Annotated in this window: 14 protein-coding genes; 6 read left to right on the top strand and 8 right to left on the bottom strand. The window is 71.9% G+C overall.

Annotated features, from left to right (window positions below; genetic code table 11):
• Nucleotides 1-120 precede the first annotated feature (120 nt).
• Nucleotides 121-906: a helix-turn-helix domain-containing protein gene (locus tag ACSMXR_RS15500; protein WP_473172137.1), complete on the top strand. Its 786-nt coding sequence runs from the start codon at nt 121-123 to the stop codon at nt 904-906.
• The gene (locus ACSMXR_RS15505) at nt 903-1,145 is read left to right on the top strand and encodes a DUF397 domain-containing protein (protein ID WP_137234227.1); all 243 of its coding nucleotides are present in this window, start codon (nt 903-905) and stop codon (nt 1,143-1,145) included. Before ACSMXR_RS15500 ends, ACSMXR_RS15505 begins: the two co-directional genes overlap by 4 nt.
• Before the next feature lie 19 nt (nt 1,146-1,164).
• Here the strand turns inward: ACSMXR_RS15505 and ACSMXR_RS15510 are convergent, their stop codons facing one another.
• Nucleotides 1,165-1,731 carry a dihydrofolate reductase family protein gene (locus tag ACSMXR_RS15510; RefSeq protein WP_473172138.1) on the bottom strand — a complete coding sequence of 189 codons (567 nt, stop codon included), beginning with the start codon at nt 1,729-1,731 and terminating at the stop codon, nt 1,165-1,167.
• Between the two features lie 31 nt (nt 1,732-1,762).
• The gene (locus tag ACSMXR_RS15515) at nt 1,763-2,449 is read right to left on the bottom strand and encodes a DNA alkylation repair protein (RefSeq protein WP_218525947.1); all 687 of its coding nucleotides are present in this window, start codon (nt 2,447-2,449) and stop codon (nt 1,763-1,765) included.
• A gap of 167 nt (nt 2,450-2,616) precedes the next feature.
• Between ACSMXR_RS15515 and ACSMXR_RS15520 the strand changes: the two genes are divergently transcribed.
• From ACSMXR_RS15520 to ACSMXR_RS15535, 4 genes are read left to right on the top strand one after another with little or no spacing between them, the layout of a single operon-like run.
• Entirely contained in the window at nt 2,617-3,510 is an 894-nt protein-coding gene (locus tag ACSMXR_RS15520; RefSeq protein WP_473172139.1) for a DUF4253 domain-containing protein, read from the top strand.
• Complete coding sequence (locus ACSMXR_RS15525) at nt 3,489-5,528, top strand: hypothetical protein (protein ID WP_473172140.1); 2,040 nt, start codon at nt 3,489-3,491, stop codon at nt 5,526-5,528. Before ACSMXR_RS15520 ends, ACSMXR_RS15525 begins: the two co-directional genes overlap by 22 nt.
• A 48-nt stretch (nt 5,529-5,576) precedes the next feature.
• A complete protein-coding gene (locus ACSMXR_RS15530; protein WP_381852007.1) occupies nt 5,577-5,954 on the top strand; it encodes a hypothetical protein in 378 nt (125 codons plus the stop codon).
• Nucleotides 5,955-5,972: 18 nt separating this feature from the next.
• A complete protein-coding gene (locus ACSMXR_RS15535; protein ID WP_164621841.1) occupies nt 5,973-6,461 on the top strand; it encodes a hypothetical protein in 489 nt (162 codons plus the stop codon).
• 12 nt (nt 6,462-6,473) lie between these two features.
• On the opposite strand, the gene hemB is transcribed toward ACSMXR_RS15535, so the two are convergent.
• From hemB to ACSMXR_RS15565, 6 genes are all read right to left on the bottom strand, one after another.
• On the bottom strand, nt 6,474-7,478 hold the full coding sequence (hemB, locus tag ACSMXR_RS15540; RefSeq protein ID WP_473172141.1) for a porphobilinogen synthase: 1,005 nt from the start codon (nt 7,476-7,478) through the stop codon (nt 6,474-6,476).
• Nucleotides 7,479-7,584: 106 nt separating this feature from the next.
• The gene (locus ACSMXR_RS15545; RefSeq protein WP_103507737.1) at nt 7,585-9,255 is read right to left on the bottom strand and encodes a bifunctional uroporphyrinogen-III C-methyltransferase/uroporphyrinogen-III synthase; all 1,671 of its coding nucleotides are present in this window, start codon (nt 9,253-9,255) and stop codon (nt 7,585-7,587) included.
• Nucleotides 9,252-10,238: a hydroxymethylbilane synthase gene (gene hemC / locus ACSMXR_RS15550; protein WP_137234235.1), complete on the bottom strand. Its 987-nt coding sequence runs from the start codon at nt 10,236-10,238 to the stop codon at nt 9,252-9,254. The genes ACSMXR_RS15545 and hemC overlap by 4 nt, the downstream gene beginning before the upstream one ends.
• Nucleotides 10,235-11,743 (bottom strand): glutamyl-tRNA reductase, encoded by a 1,509-nt coding sequence (locus ACSMXR_RS15555; RefSeq protein WP_137234236.1) that lies wholly within the window; start codon nt 11,741-11,743, stop codon nt 10,235-10,237. Before ACSMXR_RS15555 ends, hemC begins: the two co-directional genes overlap by 4 nt.
• The gene (locus ACSMXR_RS15560; protein ID WP_003968336.1) at nt 11,740-12,501 is read right to left on the bottom strand and encodes a redox-sensing transcriptional repressor Rex; all 762 of its coding nucleotides are present in this window, start codon (nt 12,499-12,501) and stop codon (nt 11,740-11,742) included. Before ACSMXR_RS15560 ends, ACSMXR_RS15555 begins: the two co-directional genes overlap by 4 nt.
• Before the next feature lie 257 nt (nt 12,502-12,758).
• Nucleotides 12,759-13,049: a glutaredoxin family protein gene (locus ACSMXR_RS15565; RefSeq protein WP_030088041.1), complete on the bottom strand. Its 291-nt coding sequence runs from the start codon at nt 13,047-13,049 to the stop codon at nt 12,759-12,761.
• Between the last annotated feature and the right edge of the window lie 107 nt (nt 13,050-13,156).

Raw genomic sequence — 13,156 nt, forward strand, 5'->3', positions numbered from 1 at the left:
GTAACCATGCGCGACCCGTACAGATTTGTTGTACGGGTCGCCCATGCGTGAAGTGGCTTCCGGGGTGGGAGTGGGAACCGTATGCACCCCAGAAAGCGACAGCGTAAGAACGCGTCGACGATGAAGCTCGTGGGCAAGCTCCTGGCCCGGTTCCGCACCGAGGCGGGCATGACCCAGGTCGAACTGGCCCTGGCCGCGGGCGTACAGGAGGACACGATCGCCTCCATCGAGCAGGGCAGGCGCTCGCTCGTGCCGGACCTGGCGGAGACGATCGACGATCTGCTGGACACCAAGGGCGCGTTGTCGGCGGCGGTCGACAACATGCCGGAATACGACCTGATTCCGCTGTGGGCCGAGCACTACCTCAACATGGAACACGAGGCGCTGGCGCTGTCCTGGTACGACAACCAAGTCATCCCGGGCCTGCTCCAGACGAAGGCGTACGCGGAGGCGGTGTTCAGCAACAAGATCCCGGTCTACAGCCCGGAGGAGATCGAGACACAGACGGCGACGCGACTGCAACGCCAGCAGATCCTGGACCGGAAGAAGCCGCCGACGATCAGCATGGTGATCTGGGAGCCGGTGCTGATGATGAAGCTGACGTCGGACGAGGACCACCAGGAACAACTGCGCCACCTCTACGCGATGGCGCAACTCCCGGGCGTCTGCCTCCAAGTACTCCCGCTGGACAGCAGGGCCCACGCAGGCCTCAACGGCCCCTTCATTCTCCTCGAAACACCGGACCACCAACACGCCGCATACTCCGAAACCCAGCGTGGCAGCCACCTGATCTCGGACCGGAACGAGATCAGCATCCTCGCCCAGAAATATGCGATGCTGCGAGCCCAGGCGCTCACCCCTTTCGAGACCCTGCGCCTGCTGGCCCGTTTACTGGGAGAGACATGAGCACCGCACTGAACTGGTTCAAGTCGAGCTACAGCGGCGACGAAGGCGGCGCGTGCCTCGAAGTCGCCTACGACTGGCGGAAGTCGAGCTACAGCGCCAGCGAAGGCGGGGCCTGCGTCGAGATCGCCGCGCACCCCGCCGCCGTCCACGTCCGTGACTCCAAGGACATCGAGGGCCCGACCTTCACCGTCGCACCCACCGCCTGGTCGGCGTTCGCCGCCTACGCGGCCACCGCCTGACCCCTCGTCACCGTAAGCCTCACGCCCGGACCGTCTCGTAACGGAGCAGGACGACTCCGTTCCCGAAGGTCCGGGTCTCCAGCAGCCGGAGCATCTGTCGCTCCTCCGTGTCCCGGAAGAAGGGGTGGCCCCGGCCGAGGATGACGGGGTGGATGTAGACCCGGTACTCGTCGATCAGATCGGCCTGCCGGAACGACTCCAGCAGATCCGCCCCGCCGACCACCAGATCCCCCGAGGCGGCGTCCCGCAGGCCGCGCACCTGCTCGGGGTCGAGCTCGTGCAGCAGGGTCGCGTTCGGCCCCACGCTCTCCAGCGTCCGCGAGAAGACGAACTTCGGCATGTCCCGCCAGATCCCCGCGAATTCGGCCATCGGGCCCTCGTTCTCCGGGTCCTGATCGGCGGTCGGCCAGAACTCCTCCATCAGCTCGTAGGTGACGCGCCCCTCCACGAAGCCGCCCACCAGCCGCAGGTAGTCGTTGAAGTGCTGGTGCACCTCCTCGTCGACCGTGTGCCAGTCGATGTCCTGGTCGGGCCCTTCGAAGAAGCCGTCGAGGGAGAGCGAGATGGACGTGACGATCCTGTTCACGGGGACTCCTGGGGGCTCGTTGGGGGGCGCGTCAGGTGGCTCGCGGGGTGGCTTCTTCCTGCCGTCGCACCATCTCGGCGATCCAGGCGGGCGCGTACGGGGACGTGCAGTTCGGCGGGGTCGGGTAGTCCTTGAGGACTTCCAGACGCTCGCCGACGGCGATCGCGCGGGCGCGGTGTTCGGGGTGCTGGATGCCGATCTGGGCCAGGCAGTGGTTCATCGCCCACTGGAGCCGGTCCGGGGCGTCCTTCATCTCCGCCTCGACGGTGTCCAGCAGCCCGGCGAGGTCCAGCCCTTCGGGCTTCTTCGCCACCCGCTCGGTGGTCAGCGCCCACCCGGCGCTCGCGACCACGGGGTCGGGGTCCTCGGTCCAGGCGAGGCGCAGTTCCTCGGCGTGCGGGCTCTTCTTCACGACGTAGTTGACCAGCCAGTCGTGCACCTTGGGGGCGCGCGCCTCACGCAGCATGGCGTCCAGCTCGTCGCGCTCGAAGGCCTTGGGGCGGCAGATCAGGAGCGCCAGCAGCCGGGCCGCCGTGTCGTCGGTGGCCCAGAGGTCGCGGGCGAGGTCCTGCTGCGTCTTGAGCCGCTTGGCCAGCGCGCGCAGCTTGCCGAGGTTCACGCCGTGGTCGTCGCCGTGCCGCTCGTTGACCGCGCGCATCTTCGGGTCCTCCAGCCCGGCCAGCTCCTCCATGACCTGCGCCGCGGTGGTCCCGGTCATCGCGGTCTCCTTCCCGTGGCTGTGGTCGTGGTCGTGGCCGTGGCCGTGGCCGCGTCGCACGGCAGTTTTCAGCCTATGACCGACGGAGGCAGCCCGCTCCCGCTCGGCACCCGGTCGGCACCCGCCGTCCGTACCCGTTGTCAGTGCCCCGGCCTAGAGTCACCTCCATGGCGACGCTCCCGAATCCTCTGCCCTCCCTGGCCTCCTCCGGCCTGGACCTCCCGCCAGGCTCCCTGGTGGACGCCACGCTGGACGGCCCCTGGCACGAGCCGCTGCTCTGGTACGCGGACGGCCCGGCGGACCAGCGCGGCTGGTCGGCCCTGCGGACGTCCGGGCGGCGGCTCGGGCTGCTGCCGGTGCTGGTCACCGGCGGCTCGCGCGACCAGTGGCCCGAGGACTGGGACCTCTGCCCGGACGGCACCTCGTATCCCGGCGACCACGACGCCGACGAGGTCCTCGCGGGCTACTGGACGGACTACGCGGACGACGAGATCGGCGACGGCCCGGCGGCCGACGGGACCGGCGGGACCGGCGAGGCGAGCGGGAAGGACGGGGAAGACAGCGGGGAGGACAACGGGGAGGACGGTGAACAGTCCGGCGGTGCCGGCTCCTGGCCCGGCCTCGCGCCCGTCCCCGCCCGGGAGGCACCCGAGGACCCGGACGCGGTGGCCGCAGGGCTCGTGGGCGTGATCACCGCCAACGCGGACGAGTGGCTCGGCGGAGCCCGCATCGCCCTCGTCCCGGCCCGCCGCAGCGCCGACATACCGGCGGCGATCGGCTGGTCGGGCCCGATGAACCACGAGAACGACGTGGCCCGGCTCTGCGCGGTGCTCCGCTCCTGGGAGGACCGCTACGACGCCCGGGTCGTGGCGCTCGGCTTCGACACGATGATCGTCTCCGTGGGCCGCCCGCCCGCCACGATCGAGGAGGCCCGCGCCCTGGCCGCCGAGCACTACGCGTTCTGCCCGGACAACATCGACCAGTCTCCGCCATATGACCTCGACGTCTACGCGGAGAAGACCATTCTCAACCAGGAAGCGTGGTCGTTCTGGTGGGACTGAACACGGACCTCAGCAGGATCAAGGCCTGGTGGCGCACGCTCGGCGGAGACCGCTTCGCCGTCCTGCCTCCGCCCACCCGCGGCCGCTACACCCAGTCGGACGGCCACGAGGACGCGGCCGAGATGTTCGCGACCCAAGGCATCGCCACCGACACCTCCTTCGCCTACTGGCACTGGCAGTCCCATGACGCCTTCGCCCGCTCCGGCGAACTGACCGGCGTGCTCTACCTGCACTGGGGCGGTGACCACGCCACGGTCGCCGCCGGTCTCGGGGAGGGCCCGCCCGGCTACCGGATCGTCGACAACGGTCCGCAGGGGGCCTTCCAGCTGGACAAGGTCACGGCGACGGACGCCGACGGGCTGCCCGACCCCGAGGACACCGCGGGCGTACGCCAGTTCCTCGCCCGCGTCGAAGCGCCCCGCAGCCGGAAGACCCGCGAGCGGGAGTACGACCCGCTGACCGCCGCCGAGGAACGCTGGCTCCACGAGCGACTGGCGGGCCCCGTGGACCTGGCCGCCGCCGACCGCTTCGCCGCCCCGCTGGAACACCGGCGGGCACTGACCCCGGACGAGGCGGCACGGCTGCTGTCCGCCTGGCGGGAGACGTACGCCGGACGGCTCACGGCCTGGCGCGGCTGGCGTTCCGTGCTCCCCGCGCTGCTGCGCCAGGAGCACCCGGAGGCCTGGGAGGTGGCCGCCGAGCTGGGCCCGGACGCGGCGTACGACCTGGCCGCGCACCCGTCCCCGCGCTCACTGGAGCTGCTCCGTGCGTGGGCGCTGACCGGTGACGAAGGTGCCGTACGCGGCTGGTTCCGCGCCCACCACGCCCTGCGCGAACCGGACCCGGTGCGCGCCGCCGCCGCGCTCTCCGAGGAGCTCACGGCCCACACCGCGCCCGAGACCGCGCAGACGAGCCTCCTCCACGCGCTGCGGGAAGCCGTCACGGACGAACACAGCACCCCCCGCCCGCCCACCTCCGACGCTTTCTTCCCGCTCCTCCTCGCCACCACCGTCCGGTTCGCCACGGACGACCGGCTGCCGCGCCCGCTGCGGGTCGCCGCCGCGAAGGCCGCCGCCGACACGACCGGCCGGGTGCGCGAGGCGGCCGGCCGCCTCACCGACGCCGCCGAGGCGGCCGATGCGCTGGCCGCCGTGGAGCGGTACGAGTCCGTCCGCGACGACCTCCTCGCCGGCACCGGCCCCGACCTCACCGGCTACGAGGGCGGCCTCGGCGACCTCTACCACCGCTACCGCACCCTCACCCCGTCCGACGTCCGGTGGCTCCGCGACCGGCTCGCCGACCCGTCCACCGAAGTCCAGGGCATCGCGTTCTGCCTGGAGTTGCTGTACACCCACGGCGAGGCGACCGAAACGGAACTGCTCGCCCTCCTCCCCCGCTGGAAGAAGGAGCTGACCAAGCAGTACCGCACCACGTACACCGAGTGGCGCCACCCGCTGGTCACCCTGACCTGCCTCGCCCAGGACCTGGGCCACCCGGCCGCCGAAGCGCTGGCGGCCTGGTGGGCGAAGCCCAAGCCGCTCTGGAAGGGCCCGGTCCGGCTGCTCACCCACCTCGGCGCGCCCGACGAGGCGAAGGCCGCCGAGCTGTGGGAGTTCATCGTCTCCGGCGGACACGACACCGGGCATCTGATGACCTGGGTGCTGCTCCGCGCCCGTCTCGACGGCGTCCACCCGCTGCATGTCGCGGAGCAGCTGATCGCCGAGCCGGGTGTCCGCGCGCGTGCCCTGGAGCGCGTTCTGATCGGCGTCGCCGACCCCGCCCAGCCGCTGTGGCACTACAAGATCGACCCGCGCAGCCACAGCTGGTGGCACCGCGCCCAGGAGGTGGCCGACCACCCCGCACTCTCCGCCGAGGCCCGCGCGATCGGGCTGAAGGCGGCCCGCGAGCACTACGTCACGCGCCACCCGGACCAGGTGCGCCCGGCTCTCACGGAAGGCGAGGTGAACGCGGCACGCGCCTGGCTGGCGGCCCGCGCCGACCGGACCGCCGCCGGCTGAGCCCTCGTACTCATGCGGGCGGCGGCCCCACGCGGTTCACTCGGGAACATGAGCGACGACAGGCCCGGGACCGCCCCCGCACCCTCCCCCGACGAGACGCCCGACCCCCACGCCTGGATCGCCCCGCTGATCTCCTCGGTGATCACCGTGCCGCTGGGGCTGCTCGCCCTGCTCTACGGGGCGCTCTCGCCCATGGAGTGCGACTCCTGCAACGGCGAGGTGGCCGAGCGCTTCCACGACAGCTGGATGGTCGGCTGGACCGTCCTGTGGATCGGCCTGCTCATCGCCCTGGCCGTGCTGATCGCGAGCTGGGCCGTACCGCACCAACTCCGCTTCGCCGCCCGCCGCGTGGGCCTGGCACTCGCCGCACCCGCCACCGTGGGGGTCACTTTCGTAGCATTCATGGCACTGGTCGACTGGCCCTGACAGAAAGTGTCCACCCCCATGAACGACACGAACGTCCCGACCACGACGGAAGCTGCCTCCGCGACGGAAGCGGCGGAAGTCGCCGAACGCCTGATAGCCGAGTTCCGCGCGCTGCCGCCGGGCAGCGACCGCAAGCGCGAGATCATCACCGAGCTGGACGCCAACGCCCAGGCGCTGCCGTTCCTCGTCTCGGTCGTCGCGGACCCGGGCGAATACGACCTCGCCCGCGTCGAGAGCGCCACCGTCCTGCGCCTGTGGCCCCCGGCCGACCCCGTCCTGCGCCACGAAGCGGGCCGCGCCCTGCTCACCGCCCTGCGCGACCCGGAGGAGGACCTGGTCCGCCAGTACGCGGCGATGTCGCTGGCGCCCTACACCGACGACCCGATCGTCGCCACGGTCCTCGACACCACCGCACGGGCCGACGAGGACCCGCTCGTCCGGGACAGCGCCCGCTTCTCCATCAAGGAGGCCCACCGGCTCCAGGAGACCGGAGCGGGTGGGCCGTGATCACGCGGGGTCTCAGCCCCTGTCGTGTCCGAACCACTGGGCGACCTCGGTCGCCCAGTAGGTGAGGATCATCTGCGCCCCGGCCCGCCGGATCCCGGTCAGGCTCTCCAGGATCGCCTTGTCGCGGTCGATCCAGCCCTTCTCGGCGGCGGCCTCGATCATCGCGTACTCACCGCTGATCTGGTACGCCGCGACCGGCACGTCCACGGACTCCGCGACCTTGGCGAGGATGTCCAGATACGGTCCGGCGGGCTTCACCATCACCATGTCCGCGCCCTCCGCCAGGTCCAGCGCCAGCTCCCGCAGCGACTCGCGGGCGTTGGCCGGGTCCTGCTGGTAGGTCTTGCGGTCGCCGGTGAGCGAGGAGCCGACGGCCTCGCGGAAGGGGCCGTAGAAGGCGGAGGAGTACTTCACGGTGTAGGCGAGGATCGACACGTCCTCGTGGCCGGTCTGGTCCAGGGCGTCCCGGATCACGCCGACCTGACCGTCCATCATCCCGCTGGGGCCCACCACATGGGCCCCGGCGTCCGCCTGGACCTGGGCCATCTCCGCGTACCGCTCCAGCGTCGCGTCGTTGTCCACCCGGCCGTCCGCCGTCAGGACACCGCAGTGGCCGTGGTCGGTGAACTCGTCCAGGCACAGGTCCGACATCACGACGAGGTCGTCGCCGACCTCCTCGCGGACCGCGCGCAGGGCGACCTGGAGGATGCCGTCCGGGTCGGTGCCCACCGTGCCCCGGGCGTCCTTCTTCGCGTCCTCCGGCACCCCGAACAGCATGATCCCCGAGACCCCGGCCGAGACCGCCTCGACGGCCGCCTTCCGCAGGGTGTCCAGGGTGTGCTGGTGCACGCCGGGCATGGCCGAGATGGCGACCGGGGCGTCGATGCCCTCGCGGACGAACGCGGGGAGGATCAGGTTCGCGGGGTCGAGCCGTGTCTCGGCGACCATCCGCCGCATCGCCGGGGTCGTCCGCAGCCGCCGGGGGCGGGAGCCGGGGAAGTTTCCGTACGCAGTCATCCTTCGACGATAGACCCGTACGCCGCAGGGTCTTACCGACACCTGCGCCGGGAAAGGCGGCGGGCCCGGCCGCCGAGGCGACCGGGCCCACTCACCCTCGTAACTGCTACGTCGTCGTCCGACGCCGGCGCGCGCCCGGGCGCCGCTCGCTCGGCCGGGTCACCGGGTCGCCGGCCTCCTTCGCCGCGTCCCGGCGCTGCGCGCCGAAGGCGGCGAGCGCCTCGGCGAGCTTGTGCACCGACGGCTCCGGAGACAGCACGTCCACCCGCAGACCGTGCTCCTCGGCGGTCTTCGCGGTGGCCGGGCCGATACACGCGATCACGGTCACGTTGTGCGGCTTGCCCGCGATGCCGACCAGGTTCCGGACGGTCGAGGACGAGGTGAACAGGACCGCGTCGAAGCCGCCGCCCTTGATCGCCTCGCGGGTGTCGGCCGGCGGCGGCGAGGCGCGGACCGTGCGGTACGCGGTGACGTCGTCGACCTCCCAGCCCAGCTCGATCAGCCCGGCCACCAGGGTCTCGGTGGCGATGTCGGCGCGCGGCAGGAACACCCGGTCGATCGGGTCGAAGACCGGGTCGTAGGGCGGCCAGTCCTCCAGCAGCCCGGCGGCGGACTGCTCGCCGGAGGGCACCAGATCCGGCTTGACGCCGAAGTCGATCAGCGCGGCGGCGGTCTGCTCGCCGACCGCGGCGACCTTGATCCCGGCGAAGGCCCGGGCGTCGAGCCCGTACTCCTCGAACTTCTCCCGGACCGCCTTGACGGCGTTCACGCTGGTGAAGGCGATCCACTCGTAGCGTCCGGTGACCAGGCCCTTGACCGCGCGCTCCATCTGCTGGGGCGTACGCGGCGGTTCGACGGCGATCGTCGGGACCTCGTGCGGCACCGCGCCGTAGGAACGCAGCTGGTCGGAGAGCGACGCGGCCTGCTCCTTCGTGCGCGGGACGAGCACCCTCCAGCCGAACAGCGGCTTGGACTCGAACCACGCGAGCTGGTCGCGCTGGGCGGCGGAGCTGCGCTCTCCGACCACGGCTATGACCGGCCGGTGGCCCTCGGGCGAGGGCAGCACCTTGGCCTGCTTGAGGGTCTGGGCGATCGTCCCGAGGGTCGCCGTCCAGGTGCGCTGGCGGGTGGTGGTGCCCGCGATCGTCACGGTGAGCGGGGTGTCGGGCTTGCGGCCCGCCGAGACCAGCTCACCGGCGGCGGCCGCGACCGCGTCCAGCGTGGTGGAGACGACGGCGGTCGCGTCGCTCGCGCCGACCTCGCCCCAGCACCGGTCGGAGGCCGTACGGGCGTCGACGAAGCGGACGTCCGCGCCCTGCGCGTCACGCAGCGGCACCCCGGCGTACGCGGGCACGCCGACGGCGTTCGCGATGCCCGGGACGACCTCGAAGGGCACCCCGGCGGCGGCGCAGGCGAGCATTTCCGCCCCCGCGTCCCCGTCCAGGCCCGGGTCGCCCGCGACAGCACGGACCACCCGCCTGCCGCCCTTCGCGGCCTCCATGACAAGATTGGCCGCATCCCTGAGAACGGGTACACCGGCGGCTGTTGACGAGACGTCAACAACCGTCAGCTCAGGCGTGCTCACGCCTGCTCGCGCATGGCTGCGAACGACGTCGAGCACCTCGGGCTCGGCGACAAGGACGTCCGCGCTCGCGAGCGCCTCGACGGCGCGCAGGGTCAGCAGTCCCGGGTCGCCGGGACCGGCGCCGAGGAAGGTGACCTGGCCTTGGGCGGACAGGGCAGGAAAGTCGGATGCGGCGGGGCCGGTGGGGCTCAAAGTGCTCGCTCCCCCATAAGACCGGCCGCACCCTTGGCGAGCATCTCGGCCGCGAGTTCGCGACCGAGGGCCGCCGCGTCGTCGTGCGACGTGGGGACGGGACCGGTGGTGGACAGCTGTACGAGCGAGGAACCGTCGGTGGTACCGACGACTCCGCGCAGGCGCAGTTCGTTGACAACCTGTCCGTCGACCAAGAGGTCGGCCAGCGCACCCACAGGTGCGGAGCAGCCGGCCTCCAGGGCGGCGAGCAGGGCACGCTCGGCGGTCACGGCGACCCGGGTGTACGGGTCGTCGAGCTCGGCGAGCGCGGCGGCGAGGTCCGCGCTGGACGCGGCGCACTCGATCGCCAGTGCTCCCTGGCCGGGAGCGGGCAGGACGGTGTCGACCGGCAGGAAGTCGGTCACCTCACCGCTCCGGCCGAGACGGCTGAGCCCGGCGGCGGCGAGAACCACCGCGTCGAGCTCCCCGTCACGCACGAACCCGATCCGCGTGTCGACGTTGCCCCGGATGGGGACGGTCTCGATCCGCAGGCCGTGGGAACGGGCGTACGCGTTGAGCTGCGCCATGCGGCGCGGCGAACCGGTGCCGATGCGGGCGCCGTCGGGCAGCTGCTCGAAGGTCAGCCCGTCCCGGGCGACCAGCGCGTCGCGCGGGTCCTCGCGCTGCGGCACGGCCGCCAGCACGAGGTCGTCGGGCTGGCTGGTCGGCAGGTCCTTGAGCGAGTGGACGGCGAAGTCCACCTCGCCGCGTGCCAGCGCCTCGCGCAGGGCCGCGACGAACACGCCGGTGCCGCCGATCTGCGCCAGGTGTTCGCGGGAGGTGTCGCCGTACGTGGTGATCTCGACGAGCTCGACGGCGCGCCCGGTCACCTCGCGAACCGCCTCTGCGACGAGTCCGGACTGGGCCATGGCGAGCTTGGAGCGCCGGGTGCCCAGCCGGAGCGGCGCGGCGCCTCGCGCGTCCGGCGATGAGTTGTCGGTCATGACCGCCCTCTATTCGGGTCGTTCAGGTCGGCCCGGGAGACGGCGGCCACCGTCTGCGGGTCGAGGTCGAAGAGTTCGCGCAGCGCGTCCGCGTACCCGGCGCCGCCGGGCTCGCTGGCGAGCTGCTTGACCCGCACGGTGGGCGCGTGCAGGAGTTTGTCGACGACGCGGCGCACGGTCTGGGTGATCTCGGCGCGCTGTTTCTCGTCCAGGTCGGGAAGGCGGCCGTCCAGCCGGGCGATCTCGCCGGCGACCACGTCGGCGGCCATGGTGCGCAGGGCGACCACGGTCGGGGCGACGTGCGCGGCGCGCTGGGCGGCGCCGAAGGCGGCCACCTCGTCGGACACGATGGTGCGGACCCGGTCCACATCGGCGGCCATCGGGGCGTCGGCGGACGCCTCCGCGAGCGACTCGATGTCGACGAGGCGCACACCGTCGATGCGGTGGGCCGCGCCGTCGATGTCGCGCGGCATGGCGAGGTCGAGCAGGGCGAGCCGGACCGGTCCGGTGGACTGGGCGGGCACGGTGACCCGGCGCAGCGCGGTCGCCGGACCGGCGTGCGCGGCGGAGGTGGCGGAACCGTTCTCCACCCAGGCGGCGTGCTGGTCGACGTCGGCCGGGGCCGGGGTGACGGTGGCCGCGGGCTTCTCGGGCGCGGCGTCCAGGGTCACGCCCAGGGCGTCGGCGAGGGCGTCGGCGGTGAGCACGAGGCCGGTGGAACCGGTGCAGGAGACGACGATGTCGGCACGTGTCAGTTCGTCGCCGACCGCGGACATCTCGACCGCGTGCGCGCGCACCTCCGTGTCGTCGCCCTGCTGGAGGATCTCCACCAGGCGGTCCGCGCGGGAGCGGGTCCGGTTGGCGACGACGACCTCGGCGCAGCCGGTGCGGGCGAGGGTCGCGGCGGCCAGCGAGGACATCGATCCGGCGCCGATGACCAGGGCGCGCTTGCCGCGGGCCCAGCACTCGGGGTCGGCGCCGGCGGCGAGCTGCTGGAGCCCGAAGGTGACGAGCGACTGCCCGGCCCGGTCGATGCCGGTCTCGCTGTGGGCGCGCTTGCCGACCCGCAGGGCCTGCTGGAAGAGGTCGTTCAGCAGCCGTCCGGCGGTGTGCAGCTCCTGGCCGCGCGCGAGCGCGTCCTTGATCTGGCCGAGGATCTGGCCCTCGCCGACGACCATCGAGTCCAGCCCGCAGGCCACCGAGAAGAGGTGGTGGACGGCCCGGTCCTCGTAGTGCACATAGAGATACGGAGTGAGCTCCTCCAGACCGACGCCGCTGTGCTGGGCGAGCAGGGTGGAGAGCTCGGCGACGCCCGCGTGGAACTTGTCCACGTCGGCGTACAGCTCGATGCGGTTGCAGGTGGCCAGCACGGCGGCCTCGGTCGCGGGTTCCGCGGCGAGGGTGTCCTGGAGCAGCTTGGCCTGGGTCTCGGCAGCGAGCGAGGCCCGTTCCAGCACGGAGACGGGGGCGCTGCGGTGGCTCAGTCCGACGACGAGGAGGCTCATGCGGGCATCACGGCGGGCATGTCCCCGTCGGGTCCCTTCCGGCTGGCGGGCGTGGCACGCATCGGGGGCGCGCCCTCGTCCTCGGCGGCGGAGTCCTCGCCGGCCTTGCGCTGCTCGTGGAACGCGAGGATCTGGAGCTCGATGGAGAGGTCGACCTTGCGTACGTCGACGCCCTCGGGCACCGACAGCACGGTCGGCGCGAAGTTCAGGATGGAGGTCACACCGGCGGCGACGAGCCGGTCGCAGACCTGCTGGGCCGCGCCGGGCGGGGTGGTGATCACGCCGATGGACACACCGTTGTCGCTGATGATCCGGTCCAGGTCGTCCGTGTGCTGGACGGCGATCCCGGCCACCGGCGTACCGGCCATGGCGGGGTCCGCGTCGATCAGCGCCGCGACCCGGAAGCCGCGGGAGGCGAAGCCGCCGTAGTTGGCGAGGGCCGCGCCGAGGTTACCGATACCGACGATCGCGACCGGCCAGTCCTGGGTGAGCCCGAGCTCACGCGAGATCTGGTAGACGAGATACTCGACGTCGTATCCGACACCGCGGGTGCCGTAGGACCCCAGGTAGCTGAAGTCCTTGCGCAGCTTCGCCGAGTTGACGCCGGCCGCCGTGGCCAGCTCCTCGGAGGAGACCGTGGGGACCGATCGCTCGGAGAGCGCGGTCAGGGCGCGCAGATACAACGGAAGTCGGGCGACGGTGGCCTCGGGAATTCCTCGGCTACGGGTCGCCGGTCGGTGTGTTCGGCCAGTTGCCACGGTGCTCCTGCGGGATGAGCGGGGCTGCAGGCGGCCGTATGTCCCAAGACCGCCCCGTCGAATGCAGGCTATGTCTTTGTGAACGCGTGCACAAAGATGGTGTCCGTTTTGTCTGGTCAAAGTGACCGGGGTCACGCACATTTCCCGCGCGATCCCGGAACCGGGGACCGCATCGGCCCGTTGCAGCCTCGAAGGGGGCAAAGCGGTACACACTCCTCACAGCCAAGCCCCCGAGGCCACTCAAAACGCCCGCAATGTTAACCGGGTTTCGCGTCCGCACCCAGCGCCTTGCGCAGCCTCGCCGGGTCCACACGCCAGAACGTGTGCTGTTCGTCATCGATCAGCACCACCGGAATCTGCTCCCAGTACTCCTTGTACAGCTCCTCGTCCTCGGTGATGTCCTTCTCCACCCACGACGCACCGGTCTCCGCGCAGACCGCGCTCACCACCGCCCGCGCGTCCTCGCACAGATGACATCCGGGCTTCCCGACCAGCGTGACCACCCGCTCGGCGGGCTTCTTCTTCGTACGGCGCAGCAGAGGGCTCATGCCTTCATTCTGCGCCTGCCGACCACCGCCCCGGGCCGCCCGGAATCGCCCGATTCACCATTCCGACCCGAAGCGTTCACGCCCCCGCATCGCGGCAGGTCGGGCAG

This window comes from Streptomyces sp. DSM 106670, assembly GCF_055792845.1.

Coding starts and splice junctions, on each gene's coding strand:
- ACSMXR_RS15530 (WP_381852007.1), top strand. CDS start 5,577: ATGAGCGACGACAGGCCCGGGACCGCCCCCGCACCCTCCCCCGACGAG.
- ACSMXR_RS15535 (WP_164621841.1), top strand. CDS start 5,973: ATGAACGACACGAACGTCCCGACCACGACGGAAGCTGCCTCCGCGACG.
- ACSMXR_RS15505 (WP_137234227.1), top strand. CDS start 903: ATGAGCACCGCACTGAACTGGTTCAAGTCGAGCTACAGCGGCGACGAA.
- hemB (WP_473172141.1), bottom strand. CDS start 7,478: ATGACTGCGTACGGAAACTTCCCCGGCTCCCGCCCCCGGCGGCTGCGG.
- ACSMXR_RS15500 (WP_473172137.1), top strand. CDS start 121: ATGAAGCTCGTGGGCAAGCTCCTGGCCCGGTTCCGCACCGAGGCGGGC.
- ACSMXR_RS15565 (WP_030088041.1), bottom strand. CDS start 13,049: ATGAGCCCTCTGCTGCGCCGTACGAAGAAGAAGCCCGCCGAGCGGGTG.
- ACSMXR_RS15520 (WP_473172139.1), top strand. CDS start 2,617: ATGGCGACGCTCCCGAATCCTCTGCCCTCCCTGGCCTCCTCCGGCCTG.
- hemC (WP_137234235.1), bottom strand. CDS start 10,238: ATGACCGACAACTCATCGCCGGACGCGCGAGGCGCCGCGCCGCTCCGG.
- ACSMXR_RS15515 (WP_218525947.1), bottom strand. CDS start 2,449: ATGACCGGGACCACCGCGGCGCAGGTCATGGAGGAGCTGGCCGGGCTG.
- ACSMXR_RS15555 (WP_137234236.1), bottom strand. CDS start 11,743: ATGAGCCTCCTCGTCGTCGGACTGAGCCACCGCAGCGCCCCCGTCTCC.